Origin of the sequence: Actinacidiphila glaucinigra, assembly GCF_900188405.1 — a bacterium.
Taxonomy (GTDB): Bacteria; Actinomycetota; Actinomycetes; order Streptomycetales; family Streptomycetaceae; genus Actinacidiphila; species Actinacidiphila glaucinigra.
The window spans coordinates 1-13,280 of record NZ_FZOF01000010.1 but is presented as its reverse complement, the minus strand read 5'-3'; the positions used below and the strand labels follow the sequence as shown (position 1 = coordinate 13,280).

Annotated in this window: 12 protein-coding genes; 2 read left to right on the top strand and 10 right to left on the bottom strand. The window is 75.1% G+C overall.

Annotated elements, in window-relative coordinates:
• Positions 1–83 precede the first annotated feature (83 nt).
• A complete protein-coding gene (locus tag CHF15_RS21480; protein ID WP_089225472.1) occupies positions 84–827 on the top strand; it encodes a GNAT family N-acetyltransferase in 744 nt (247 codons plus the stop codon).
• A gap of 152 nt (positions 828–979) precedes the next feature.
• On the opposite strand, the gene CHF15_RS21475 is transcribed toward CHF15_RS21480, so the two are convergent.
• A complete protein-coding gene (locus CHF15_RS21475; protein ID WP_245938962.1) occupies positions 980–2,032 on the bottom strand; it encodes a sulfite oxidase in 1,053 nt (350 codons plus the stop codon).
• A 100-nt stretch (positions 2,033–2,132) separates the two neighbouring features.
• On the bottom strand, positions 2,133–3,452 hold the full coding sequence (locus tag CHF15_RS21470; RefSeq protein WP_089225471.1) for a helix-turn-helix domain-containing protein: 1,320 nt from the start codon (positions 3,450–3,452) through the stop codon (positions 2,133–2,135).
• Between the two features lie 173 nt (positions 3,453–3,625).
• Here CHF15_RS21470 and exaC point away from each other — a divergent pair, with 173 nt between their 5' ends.
• The gene (exaC, locus tag CHF15_RS21465; protein WP_089225470.1) at positions 3,626–5,149 is read left to right on the top strand and encodes an acetaldehyde dehydrogenase ExaC; all 1,524 of its coding nucleotides are present in this window, start codon (positions 3,626–3,628) and stop codon (positions 5,147–5,149) included.
• Positions 5,150–5,169: 20 nt separating this feature from the next.
• On the opposite strand, the gene CHF15_RS21460 is transcribed toward exaC, so the two are convergent.
• The 8 genes from CHF15_RS21460 to CHF15_RS21425 all read right to left on the bottom strand — a co-directional run.
• Positions 5,170–6,522 (bottom strand): aldehyde dehydrogenase family protein, encoded by a 1,353-nt coding sequence (locus CHF15_RS21460; protein ID WP_089225469.1) that lies wholly within the window; start codon positions 6,520–6,522, stop codon positions 5,170–5,172.
• Between the two features lie 28 nt (positions 6,523–6,550).
• A complete protein-coding gene (locus CHF15_RS21455; protein ID WP_089225468.1) occupies positions 6,551–8,308 on the bottom strand; it encodes an asparagine synthetase B family protein in 1,758 nt (585 codons plus the stop codon).
• A gap of 73 nt (positions 8,309–8,381) precedes the next feature.
• Entirely contained in the window at positions 8,382–8,894 is a 513-nt protein-coding gene (locus CHF15_RS21450; protein WP_089225467.1) for a hypothetical protein, read from the bottom strand.
• Between the two features lie 85 nt (positions 8,895–8,979).
• On the bottom strand, positions 8,980–9,822 hold the full coding sequence (locus CHF15_RS21445; RefSeq protein ID WP_089225466.1) for a hypothetical protein: 843 nt from the start codon (positions 9,820–9,822) through the stop codon (positions 8,980–8,982).
• Between the two features lies 1 nt (position 9,823).
• The gene (locus CHF15_RS21440; protein WP_089225465.1) at positions 9,824–10,915 is read right to left on the bottom strand and encodes a hypothetical protein; all 1,092 of its coding nucleotides are present in this window, start codon (positions 10,913–10,915) and stop codon (positions 9,824–9,826) included.
• A complete protein-coding gene (locus CHF15_RS21435; protein ID WP_089225464.1) occupies positions 10,912–11,919 on the bottom strand; it encodes a hypothetical protein in 1,008 nt (335 codons plus the stop codon). Before CHF15_RS21435 ends, CHF15_RS21440 begins: the two co-directional genes overlap by 4 nt.
• Positions 11,916–12,608 (bottom strand): cupin domain-containing protein, encoded by a 693-nt coding sequence (locus tag CHF15_RS21430; RefSeq protein WP_089225463.1) that lies wholly within the window; start codon positions 12,606–12,608, stop codon positions 11,916–11,918. Before CHF15_RS21430 ends, CHF15_RS21435 begins: the two co-directional genes overlap by 4 nt.
• Positions 12,609–12,767: 159 nt before the next feature.
• Positions 12,768–13,280, bottom strand: a 513-nt coding sequence (locus CHF15_RS21425; RefSeq protein ID WP_322975691.1) for a glutamate-cysteine ligase family protein, incomplete at its 5' end; no start/stop codon positions are given.

Here is a 13,280-nt window from a genome sequence, read left to right as displayed (position 1 = left end):
TCTGGCGGGATTGCGCGCGGGCACGGCGGTGTTGATCCACAGGACAGCGCCGGCCCCCCGATGGACGGAGACCCGCACCACCCATGTCCACCATCGTTGATCACGCCCATCCCGCTGAGCCCGAGGGCGAGCCCGCCCGGGACGGCGTTCCCGCACTGGACAACCCCGTGTGGGGCACCCTCATCGGCACGCACGCCCGCTTCGCCGAGGTCTGCGGACGTGCCGCCCGCTACCGGTCCGACGTGTCCCTCTTCGCCGGCCTGGCCGACCCGGCCGACCCCGCCGCCTGGGCCGATCTGGCCAAGCTGCTGGGCCCCGGCGGCACCGCCCTGGTCACCGGCGCACCGGTGGTCCCCGGCGACTGGGAGGTCGTGGAGGGCGGCGAGGGCGTGCAGATGGTCGACACCGCACTCCGCGCCGAACACGCCCCGGAGGCCGTACGGCTCGGCGCGGGCGACGTCGACGACGTCATGGACCTGGTCGCCCGCACGCGGCCGGGACCCTTCCTGCCGAGGACCCTCGAACTCGGCACGTACCTGGGCATCCGGGAGAACGGCCGGCTGATCGCCATGGCCGGGGAGCGCATCCAGCCGCCCGGCTGGACGGAGATCAGCGCCGTGTGCACCGACCCGGACCACCGCGGCCGCGGTCTGGCGACCCGGCTGGTGAGCGCCGTCGCCGCGGGCATCAAGGAGCGCGGCGACACCCCGCTGCTGCACGCCGCCGCGAGCAACACCAACGCGGTGCGGCTCTACGAGTCGATCGGCTTCAGCCACCGCCGCCGCACCCTGTTCCTGCTGGTCCGCGCACCGGGGGCGCAGGGCTGACCGCCGTCGTTCCGCTCCCGGTCCTCGCCCGCCGGGGCGGGGGCCGCGGGGCGGGCGGTGCGCACCGCGCTCGCGCAGCTCACTCTGGCCCCCTGCCCCACGACGCCGTCGACTGGCTCGCCTTCGACGGGCGACCTCGTGGCGCGCGGACCTCAGGCGCCGGCCGCCAGGCAGACCACCGGGACGTGCTGGACGAGGTTGTTCGCGAAGCCGCCGCGGTTCCAGGGCTGTTCCAGCGGCTGGGTGTGGCCCTCCGCGTCGGTGGCGCGGACGCTGAGCACGTGGTGGCCGGGCGTGGCGTCCCAGGTCGCGTGCCAGTGCCGCCACGCCCAGGGGTGGCCCGCGTCGTCCATTTCGGCCGCGTGCCAGGTGCGGCCGCCGTCCGTGCTCGTCTCGACGCCGGCGACGGGCGCCCGGCCGGACCACGCCCGGCCCTCCAGACGCTGCGGTCCCGGCCGCACGACCCGGGTGCGCGTCATGAAGTCGGGGAAGCCGGGCGGCACCATGAGCGCGCGCGGCGCGATGCGGGTCACCGGCTCGCCGGGTTCGTCGGGCTCCTGCCGGATGCGGTACGCCACGGCCTGCTGGAAACCGGTGAACGGGGTGTCCGTGAGCGTGATGTCGCGCAGCCACTTCACGTGGGCCATGCCGTACCAGCCGGGGACGACCAGGCGGACGGGGTGACCGTGCTGCGGCGGGAGGGGCGCGCCGTTCATGGCGTACGCCACCAGGACCTCGGGGTCCTCGGCCGTGGCGTCGGCGACCGTGAGCGAGCGCTGGTAGTCCTGCTCGACCCCCCGCTCCACGCCGTGGTCGGCGCCGGTGAAGACCGCCTCGACGGCCTCGGGTTCCACGCCCGCCTCCCGCAGCAGTGTGCGCAGCGGCACACCCGTCCAGTCGGCCGTGCCGACCGCCTCGTTCAGCCAGGGCTGGCTGACCGGGCGCGGGGTCAGTCCGGCCCGGCCGTTGCCGGCGCACTCCATGGTGACCCGGTGCGTGACCGCCGGATAGCGGCGCAGGTCGTCCACGGACAGTTCCAGCGGGGTGCGGACCTTGCCGCCGACGGTGAGCCGCCACGTCGCGGCGTCGGCCGGCGGGATGTCGAAGTGGACCAGCACGTAGTGCAGCCCGGGTGGTGTGACGTCGTAGCGCAGGGCCTCCAGTGGCAGCGCGTGGTTGCGGGCCGCCAGGCCCAGTTCGTCCATGCCGATGCCCTCGGCCGGGTCGGCCAGCCGGGACGCGGCGCTCACGTGCGCGAAGTTCGGATCATCCACGCCACCAGTGTGCCCGGAGGGTCCCGCCAGGTCACCGCCGGGCACGGTCGAGCAGGGCCCGCAGCACGGGACCCCGCGGCGACTCGCGGGGCAGCGCGCGCAGCGCCGCCCGCAGCAGTTCGACGTCGTCGTGGTTGCCGGGCCGGTCCAGCCAGTCGAGCAGCAGCCGGGCGTCGCCGCGGTCGCGCAGGGCGCGGCGCAGCGCCCAGTCGAGTTCCTCGCGCGCGTCGACGATGGCCGGGGCGTCCGAGCCGGGCAGCATTGCCCCGGGGTAGCGGGCCAGGGCCCTGCGGTGCGCGCCGCGCGCGAGGAGGGCGCGGACCTCGTCCGCGTCCGTGGCGGCCGGCAGCAGCAGCCGGTACGGGCGCGAGCCGAGGACCTGCGGGCCGAGCAGCCTGCGCAGCCGCGACATCTCGGCGCGCATGGTGACCCGCGCCGACTCGTGCTCGTGCAGTCGCGCCGCGAGCGCGTCGGCGCCGAAGCCCCGCGGGTGCCGGGCCAGCAGGAAGACGATCTCGGAATGCCGCGGACTGAGTTCCACCGTCCCGTACGGGGAGGTCAGCCGTGCCCGGTCGCGCGCCAGCACCTCCAGGCGGGCCCCTGCCCCCGAGGCGCCCGGAGGTCCCAAGGCGCCCGGAGTCCCCGGTGCCGGTGCGGCCGGGAGCACGCCGCGCAGGCGCAGCAGCCGCAGCTCGGCCTCCGCCGCCGCCACGGTGGCCCGTACCAGCGCCAGGGCGTGCGGCGCCGCGATGTGGTCGCCGCCGGTCAGGTCGAGCACGCCGATCACCGCGCCGGTGTCCGGGTCGCGGACCGGGGCCGCCGAGCAGCTCCACGGGTGCACCGGGCGGATGAAGTGCTCGCCCGCGTAGATCTGCAGGGGCCGCCCGAGCGCGACCGCGGTGCCGGGCGCGTTGGTGCCGGCCGCAGCCTCCGCCCACTCCGCGCCCTCGACGAAGCCGATCCGCTCGGCCCGCGCCGCCAGCCCCGGGGTGCCCTCGACCCACAGCAGCCGCGCGTGCTCGTCGCCGACCGCCACCAACTGGTCGCTGTCCTGCGCCGGTTCGACGAGCAGGCTGCGTACGACGGGCAGCACGGCCGCCATCGGATGCTGCCGCCGGTAGTCCCGCAGTTCCGCGGCGCCGAGCCCGGGGGAGCGGGGCCCGTCGGCCTCCGGGTCCACGCCGCCCCTGAGCGAGCGCTGCCAGGAGTCGCGCACGACGTCGCGCACCGGCCGCGGCGGGCGTCCCGTCGACAGGAACTCCTCGTGGGCGCGCGCCACGTCCCGCCGCAGGAGGTCCGGATCGGTCCCCGGCGGCCAGGCCGCGTAGGACGCCGCGTACGTGACAGTCATGGCCGTCCCCGGGAGTCGGCACGGACCGGTGCCCGGCGGCACCGGGTGGGGTGCTGCCGAGTGTAGTTCCGTGGTGGCGCTCCGCCGCAACCCTGTTGCAACCTTGCGCCCCCTACGGTCCCCCCAACCGCCGTCCGCGACGGAGCGGGCGGCTCGCTATGGGAGGCCGCCCCATGACCCGGTACGCCAACCCCGGTTCCGACGACGCGATCATGAAGTACCAGTCCCGCTACGACCACTGGATCGGCGGCGAGTACGTGCCGCCCGCCCGCGGCGAGTACTTCGCCAACCCCACCCCGGTCACCGGCGAGACCTTCACCGAGGTCGCCCGCGGCACCGCCGAGGACGTCGACCGGGCCCTCGACGCCGCCCACGCGGCCGCACCGGCCTGGGGCCGTACGTCGGTGACCGAGCGGGCCAACATCCTCAACAAGATCGCGGACCGGATGGAAGCGCACCTGGAGGAACTGGCCGTCGCCGAGAGCTGGGAGAACGGCAAGCCGGTCCGGGAGACCCTCGCCGCCGACATCCCGCTGGCCATCGACCACTTCCGGTACTTCGCGGGCGCCGTCCGCGCCCAGGAGGGCAGCCTCGCCGAGATCGACGACGACACCGTCGCCTACCACTTCCACGAGCCGCTGGGCGTCGTCGCGCAGATCATCCCCTGGAACTTCCCGATCCTGATGGCGACGTGGAAGCTCGCCCCGGCCCTCGCCGCGGGCAACGCCGTCGTCATCAAGCCCGCCGAACAGACCCCGGCCTCCATCCACTTCTGGATGAGCCTGATCGCCGACCTGCTGCCGCCCGGCGTGGTCAACATCGTCAACGGCTTCGGCGTCGAGGCCGGCAAGCCGCTCGCCGCCAGCCCGCGCGTGGCCAAGGTGGCCTTCACCGGCGAAACCACCACGGGCCGGCTGATCATGCAGTACGCCTCGCAGAACCTGAAGCCCGTCACCCTGGAGCTGGGCGGCAAGAGCCCCAACATCTTCTTCGACGACGTCTCCAGCGCCGACGACGACTTCTACGACAAGGCGCTCGAGGGCTTCACGATGTTCGCCCTCAACCAGGGCGAGGTCTGCACCTGCCCGTCCCGCGCGCTGATCCAGGGCGGCCACTACAACGCCTTCCTCGAGGCCGCCGTCACCCGCACCGAGAAGATCGTCCAGGGCCACCCGCTGGACCTCTCCACCATGATCGGCGCCCAGGCCTCCAACGACCAGCTGGAGAAGATCCTCTCCTACTTCGACATCGGCCAGCAGGAGGGCGCCAAGGTCCTCACCGGCGGCGAACGCGCCGAGCTGGGCGGCGAACTGGCGGGCGGCTACTACGTCCGGCCGACCATCCTCGAGGGCGACAACCGCATGCGCGTCTTCCAGGAGGAGATCTTCGGGCCCGTCGTCGCCGTCACCTCCTTCGGCGACTTCGACGACGCCATCGCCACCGCCAACGACACCCTGTACGGTCTCGGCGCCGGTGTGTGGACCCGCGACGGCAGCACCGCCTACCGCGCCGGCCGCGCCATCCAGGCGGGCCGCGTCTGGACCAACTGCTACCACGCCTACCCGGCGCACGCCGCCTTCGGTGGCTACAAGCAGTCGGGCATCGGCCGCGAGAACCACAAGATGATGCTCGACCACTACCAGCAGACCAAGAACCTCCTGGTCTCCTACTCCCCGAAGAAGCTCGGCTTCTTCTAGACCGCGCCCGGCACGGCAGGTCAACCGCCGTCGCGCAGCCGGACCGTGACGGTCTTGGGGCGCTGGTACTCGTGCAGCGCCAGCGTGCTCAGGTCCGTGCCGTGGCCGGAGGCGCCGCGGCCGCCGTGCGGGAGTTCGGCGGTCTGCACGAGGTGGCAGTTGAGCCAGACCTCGCCGGCGTCCAGCCGGCCGGCGAGGTCCAGGCCGGTGGCCAGGTCCCGGGTCCACACGGACGCCGCCAGGGCCTGCGGGACTCCGCCGGCCAGGGCCACGGCCGCGTCCAGGTCCTCGGCCCGCTGCACGGTGAGCAGCGGGCCGAAGACCTCCTCCACCACGGCCGGGTCGTCGTCGGGGAGGTCGGCCAGGATCCGGGCGGGGCGCCAGAAGCCGTTCTCCTCGCCGGGCCGTGGGGCGACGCCGGCGGCGACATTCCGCCCGGCGCCCGTGGCCTTGACGATGCCGTCGTAACGGGCCGCCTGGTCGGGGTTGTTGAGCGGGCCGAAGTCCCGTCCGGCGAGGCGTTCCCGCATCGCGGCGACCAGCCGTTCGACCGTCTCCTCGTGGTTCTCGCGCAACGTGATGACCCGGGCGGGTGCCGCGCAGCTCTGCCCGGCGTTGTAGGTGCAGGCCCGGGCCAACTGCGTCCAGGTGTCGTCGGGCGCGTCGGGCAGCACCAGGACCGGGGCGTTCCCGCCGAGTTCGAGACTGACCCGGCGCCCCGCGGCGCGCGCCGACACGTCCGCCCCCGCGGCCGCGCTGCCGGTGAACGCCACCATGTCGACGTCGGCCCCGACCAGCAGCCGGCCGGTCCGCCGGTCGCCCGGTACGGCCGTGAGCACGGCGGGACCGAGTGCCTCGGCGGCGTGCTCGGCGAGGAGTTCCAGGGTGTCCGGGGTGGTCTCCGCGGGCTTGGCCACCACCGTGTTCCCCGCGGCCAGGGCGGGTGCGCACCGCCAGGCGGCCATCATCAGCGGGTAGTTCCAGGGCACGATGACACCGACCACGCCGATCGGCTCCCGGCGCACCCAGCTCTCGTGGCCGTCGACCAGCCGCCCGCCGGCCGGTGCCGACTGGGCGCGGACGGCGGAGGCGAAGAACCGGAAGAGGTCGGCGACCTGCTCCACCTCTCCCGCCGTCTCGGAGTCCGGTTTCCCCGTCCCGGCGGCCTCCCGCGCGACGTAGGAGTCCGCGTGCTCCTCCACCAGCGCGGCCAGCCGCTCCAGTCGGCGTGACCGCTCCCTGGGGGTGAGCCCGCGCCAGCCGGGCAGGGCCGCGCGGGCCGCCGCGACCGCGGAGCGCACCTCGGGCTCGCCCGCCACGGCGGAGCTGCCCCGGACTCGGCCGGTGCGGGGGTCGACGAGGACGGTGTTCACAGCGCGGTCGCCTCCATCGGGGATCCGTTCACAGGTCGTACGCCCGCAGCCACAGCTCCAGCGTGAGCACCAGCCACAGCTTGCCGCCCTGCCGGGGGAGCAGAGCACCCTCGCCGCGCAGCCAGCTCCGTACGGTGTCGGGCCGGAACAGCCCGCGCCGCCGGGCGGCCCGGCCCAGCAGCAGGTCGCCGCCGAGCTCGCGCAGCGGCCCGGTGAGCCACTGCTGCACGGGGACCCTCATACCGCTCTTGGGCCGGTCCACGACGGTGGCGGGCAGCAGGTCCCGTACGGCCTCCTTGAGCACCCACTTCTCGGCCGTGCCCCGCAACTTGAGCGTGGGCGGGGTGGCGAAGGCGTGGTCGACCACGTGCCGGTCGAAGAGCGGGGCACGGCCCTCGACGCCCTGCGAGGCGGTCAGCCGCTCCACCTTGGTGAGGATGTGGTGCGCGCCCTTGGTGCGCAGGTTGCAGTGGAGCAGCTGGTTGAGCAGGTGCGTCATCCGGCCGGGGCCGGTCAGGTAGGGCTCGACGAAGCGCTGCGGGGGCGGCGCGGACTCCAGCGCGGACAGCGCGTCGGCGGTCAGCAGGTCCGGGAGGTCCGTCCAGCACTTGCGGTAGGACCGCAGGTAGGCGGTCGCCCGGTCCTCGTACCAGGGCTCCTCGCGCGCCCCCGGGGCGGAGGCGTGCATCTCCTGTACGAGCATCGGGAGGTTCTTCGGCCCGCCGAACACCGGGTCGCCGCCCTCGCCGTTCAGGACGACGCCGAGCCCGTCCTCCGCGACGGTCTCCGCCAGCAGCAGGTTCGGCACCGTCAGCGGGTCCCCGACCGGGCTGTCGAGCAGGGCGGCGGTGCCGGCGAGCCGGCCGGCGACCGCCGCGCCGGAGACCGTCAGCACCCGGTGGCGGGTGTGGCAGTGGGCGGCCACCAGCCCCGAGTACCCCAGCTCGTTGGGGAGTTCGCCGCCGAAGCTGATGGAGTAGGTGTGGACGGGGTGGCTGTGCAGCTTCGCGGCGAGCGCGGTCACGAGCGAGCTGTCGATCCCGCCGGAGAGCAGGACGCCGACGGCCTCCGCCTCGGGCAGCCGCCGCGCGGTGGCGTCCTCGAGGAGGGCGCGCAGGGTCAGGACGGGATCGCCGGAAGCGCCGGGCAGTTCCCGGGGCTCCCAGTGGACGGTCTCGGTCACGGTCCCGTCGCCCGCCAGCCGCAGCACCCGGCCGGGGAGGACCTCGCGCACGCCCTCCAGCAGCGTCTCGTCGCCCGGCAGATAGGCGAAGGTGAGGAAGGAACGCACGGCGGACAGGTTCATGCGGGTGCCCAGCGCGGGCCAGCGGCGCAGGGCCCGCAGGGAGGTGGAGGCAGCCCAGGCGCCGGCGGCGCGGGCGTAGAAGAGGGTGCGCGCGCCGACGTGGTCGCGGATCAGGACGAGGTCGTCGCCGTCGAGGACGGCGAGCACGAACATCCCCTCGGCCAGCGCCACGCCCCGTTCGCCGAGCCGGACCCAGCAGCGCAGCAGCAGTTCGCCGTCGCTCGTGCCGGGCGGGGCGGGGGCGCGGTCGGCGGCGAGGGCGCCGAGGAGCTCGGCGCGGTTGTGCAGGGTGACCTCGCCGACGGCGCGCCTTCCGCCGGCGTCGAACGGCCCCTGGGCGCGCCCGGGTTCGTCGCGTACGAGGGCGAGCCCCGGTGCGACGGGCGCGGCGCCCATGGCCGCGAGGTGGGCATCGGCCGGCCCGGACCGGCCGACGGCCGGCCCGCTCCCCGGGGCGAGGCAGACGCAGAAGCGCGCCATGCGGGATTCCTCTCCTGTTGCCGCTCACTGGTGTCGAAGGGACCGCCGGGCCCCCGCCGCGGGGCGGGGCCGGTCAGCCGAAGTCGTCGTCGCTCCAGCCGCCGCCGCCGTCGTCGTCCCAGTCCCCGTCGTCCCAGCCGCCTCCGTCGTCGCCGTCGGCCCCTCCGCCGGACGATGAACTCTGCGCCTGCCGGCGCAGCTCCTCTTCCTCCTCCGGCGTGAGGCTGAGCGGCGGGAGCTGTGCGGCGGTGATCGCCAGTCCCGCCACCCCGAGACCGACGAGGGCCGCTCCCATCCGGCCGCCGAAGGACGTCCGGTTCACCGTCAGGGTGTCGCCGCGTCCCCAGAGGGTCCGGCCGTAGCCGATGTCGCGCCCGTAGGTCACCGTGCCGTCGGCGAGCGCGCGCTTGAGGATCCGGTGGCCCAGCAGTTCGTCGGTCCCGGCGCCGCCCTGGCCGTCGTGCCAGTGCACCACCCCGTTCCGGCCGCGCCGGCGCCACTCCTGCCGGCCGTCCTCGTAGGTGCGGTGGACACTGCGGTCGGCGAGCAGGGTGTCGGTGTAGCCGATCTCGCGGGGGCGGATCATGTTCTTCCGTCCTTGGGTCTGCGGCGCTGTCCGGGCATACGGTCCTCGCGTCGGCTTCGGGGTCGGGGCCGGGTTCCGCTTCCGTTCATGCGTCGGGCCAGGTCATGAACCCGGAGGCGCGCAGCTCCCGCAGTTCGCCCCGGACGGAGTGGCGGGGCGGCCGCGGACCGCGGGCGATCCGCAGCACGGCGCGCAGCAGCCGGGCCGGCGGCACCGCGGCGACCTCGGCGAACCGGCCCGCGGCGAGCCACTCGGCCTCACGCGGCCGCAGGCCCGGCGGCAGCGGCCCGAGCGGCGGCACGGGACGGGGCACGCGCCCGGACACCAGGCGCATCGCCTCGGCGTGCCGGGGGACGAGCCCGAGGGAGACGACGTGCACCGGCGCCGCGCCCAGCGCCTTGCGCACCCGGCCGGGCAGGGCGATCCCCGAAGGGCTCGCGTCGTGCAGGACGTGCACGGTGGCGTCCCCGGCGCGCTCCAGGGCGGCCACGAGCCGCGGATCGAGCGGCAGACCGCCCTCGGCGTCCAGGACCGGGCAGGCGGCCTCCAGGTGCACGTGGTTCGCCAGCAGCATCCGGGCGATGGAGCGGTCCTGGCAGACCAGAAGCCGCTGCAGCCCGTAGTCGTGGAGATCGGGTTCCCGGCCAGGCCCGCCGATCCCGGCGCCACCGGTCGGCGCGGCGGGCAGGAGCCCGGCGGGCTCCCTGCCGCGCAGCGCCTCCGTGAAACGGGACAGCCGCAGCGGCGGGGCCGTGGTGCGCGCGAGGCGCCGCAGCGGTGCGGGCGTGGGGCGCAGCACGCGGCAGGTCTCGTAGTACAGCTGCCGCTCGGTGAAGCGCAGCCCGCCGGGAGCTGCGGCGCGCCGTCCGGCGACGGTGATCGCCTGCTCCAGCAGCAGCCGGCCGACGGGACGTGAGGGTTCCGGCATGTCAGTTCCCGCCCTCCACCGCTGGTTCCGGGGACTGCGGCCAGCTCAGGAAACCGGCGGCCACGGCTTCGCGTTGCTCCCGGTCGGCAGCGCCGCGGGCCTCCCGCACCGCTCGCACGACGGCGGACTCCAGCACCGCGGGAGGGACGGCGGCGAGCGGGCTGAACCAGCCCTCGACCAGCCAGTCGGCGTGGTCGGGGGCGGCCGGCGCCAGCTCGCGCAGCCACTGAGGTGGTTCCTCCAGCACGCTCTCGGGCGGATCCTCGTGGAGCCGTACGGCCTTCGCGTTGCCGACGACGACGCGGAGCGGCAGACCCGCGTCCACGACCACCCGCCGGGGCAGTCGCGCGCGGGCGTCGGCGACCAACTGGAGGCCTCGCAGACCCGCGTCGTGGAGCACGACCACGGGCCCGGTCCCGCAGAGCTCCCCGAGCCCGGCGGCAAGGGTCAGGTCCAGCCGTGCCGGAAGGTCGTTGGCGGCCAGGAAGACGCGCACGGCCGGGTCCGGGCAGAGCACCTCCACGGTCCCGGGCCGCGGCTGCCCGGTGTACGGGCGCGCCTCGCGGCCCGCTCCGTCGTCGACGATCCCGGGCGGCAGGTGCCCGTACACCTGGACCCATCGCGTGCAGATCAGCGACCGGAAGCTCTGCTCCGAGGGCAGGACGAAGCCGTGAGCACGGGTCCCGGGCATGTCCCGCGCGCTGAGCGCCGCCCCGTACACGAGGGCGGACACCGCCGTGCCCACGCTCAGCAGGAGCACCGCGAAGGACCGGCCGTGCACGAGGAAGCCGAGCAGCACCAGCCCGGCCAGGAGCCCCGCGCCGATGGAGTGGGCGGTCCTCGGGGAGATGCTGTTGTCCGGGCCCGCCTCCCGGACGGGGTTGCCGGTCCTCGCCAGGTACCAGAGCTGGGTGACCGTGACGTTGCGGCGGCCCCCGTCGGTGGCCTTCTCCACGACGCGGCGGATCCGCGTGTCGTGCATGCCCCTGCCGTGCACCTTGGGGTCGAGGGCGTACGGGCGCCCGCACTTGCCGCAGACGCTGTCGGGACGCTCCTTGCGCAGCAGCGACGCACGGCAGTTGGGGCAGATCACGGGCCCTCCTCGGGCCAGGTCATGAAGCCGAGGGCGGCTGCCCGCCGGCGCTGCGGAGCGGCCTGTGTCCCGGCCCTCTCCACGGCCCGGGAGACGGCGGCCAGGAGCCTGGCGGGCGGTACCCCGACGAGCGGGAACCCCCACCCCCGGGCCAGCCACGTCAGCTGCTCACCGCTGAACTCCCCTGTGGATTCCAGGGCCTTCATGACGTCCGCGCCCGGCCTGTCACCCCGTACCGGCACCGCGCGGTCGCGGCCGTGCACGGCACCGAGCGGCAGGCCGATGTCGACGACCCGGCGACCGGGCAGCGCGGTGCGCACGCGGTGGGGGAGGAGCAGGCCGTCGGCGGCGGCGTCGTGAAGGACCAGGACGGGGCCCCGGCCGGGCGGGGCAGCCGGCACGGCGGTGAGCGTCACCCCGTGACGGGCGGTCAGCCCCGCGGCGTCCAGGAAGACGGCGACGGAGCGGTCGGGGCAGACCAGCACGACGCCGTCCGCCGGGGCCGGGGGCCGGGGATAGCGGCTGTCGTCGACGACGCCCGCGGGAAGTGCGCCATAGACCTTCTTCCACTCCTCCAGCGGACCGGTCCGGAAGGCGTCCCGGGCGAGCCTCGGCCGGCCCCGGCCCACGCCCTTCACCTTCGCGACCACGAAGCCGCTCGCCGCGAGCAGTGCCACCCCGCCGACGGCACCGAAGGCCACGGAGCCCTGGCCCAGCCCGACGAGCCCGGCCACGACACCCGCGATGGCGAGTACGACGGCGCAGCCCATCTCCACCCGGGTGTTCCGCAGCGACGTGCGCGACAGGGCGTACCACAACTGCCCGGAGGTACAGGGGACCTGGCCCCCCTGGGTGAGGCGCAGGACGATCCGGCGGACCCGGAGGTCGTTCAGGCCCATCGCGTTCGTCTTGGGGTCCAGGGCGTACCGGCGGCCGCACTTGCCGCAGACGTTGCCGGGACGCTCCTTGCGGAGCAGCGACTTCTCGCAGTGCGGGCAGATCACCGGCGGCCCTCCAGTCCCCAGGCGAGCCGGCGCAGCCGCGCGGCCAGCCGCTCCCGCACGGTGGTGACGCCCGGCCCCCTCACCCGCTGGACGCGCTCGATGTCGCGCAGCGCGGCGGCGAGGGCGAGGTAGTCGGTACGGGCGAGGGTGTCCGTGCCCCTGCCGGGCGGGGCGGCGGCCTGCGGGGCCCCGGCCGCCCGGCGCTCGGCCTCGCCGGCGGTGATCGCGTAGTCCTCGTGGTCGATGCCGTAGCCGGTGTTGGCGGCCAGCAGGGGCAGCGGGTCGGTGCCCCGGTTGGCGAAGGAGTGCGGCACCATCTCCGGGATCCGGATCAACTCGCCGGGTACGAGCGGGACGTCGGTGACCCGGCCGCGTTCGGCGTCGTACAGCCCGCAGGCCCCGTGGCCGAGGCTGAGGACGAAGTGCTCCCCGCCGTGCGCGTGCGGGGTGAAGGCGCTGCGCGGGCCGACGATGCCGAGCTTTACGGTGGCGTTGGAGGGACGGTCGGGCGATGTGGCGGCGTCCCCCACGAGGTAGTGGGCGAACTGGCCGTCGTCGATGAACCGCAAGAGGTCGTGTTCCGGCCGCAGGTCCCGGGTGCCGTCACGATCGGCGAGGACCACCGATCCGTCCGGTCCCAGCCGGTACAGCCGCACACCGCGCGGCAGTTCCGGCACGACTCCACGCATGCTGCGAGACAAGCGCGCCTCCCCCAAGTGCCGCTCCGTACGCATGCGTATGGTAAGCCGCTGATCCGGAACCTGACGAGGTCGCGTGCGGGCCCGCGCGCCGACGCACGGCCGAACGGCGGGTGAACGCAGACCCGGTGACGGGGCGGGGCGGGCCCGTCAGGCGCGGGTGCGGCGGACGCAGGCCGCCGCGACCTCGCGGAGGCTTCCGGTGCGCCGGAACAGCTCGCGCTGGACGCGGGCGCCGTTGCCGGTCTTGAGGAGTCCGGCGAGGGCGTCCTGCGCGGGGATCAGGTCGCCGTTGTCCTCCAGGGCGTCGCGTACGTGGTCGAACAGGGCACGGACCACGGCCTCGGCCGGGGCGGGCTCCATGGACACCGGGTGGATCAGGCGGCCGTCGACACCCTCGCGGGCCGCCCGCCAGGTCGCCAGCCGCAGCAGGGCCACGCTGTGCGTGGACGGCGGCTCACCGGCTCGCCAGGCGCGGGCCGCGGTCTCCACCAGTGCCCGTACCAGCGTCGCCAGCAGCGCGGTGCCGGACGCGTCCAGGCACACGTCGGCGACCCGGACCTCGACGGTGGGGTAGGTGTGCGAGAGGCGGGCGTCGAAGTAGACCATGCCGGCGTCGCGCAGCGCCCCGGTGGCGATCATGGCCCGGACCTGCTCGTGGTA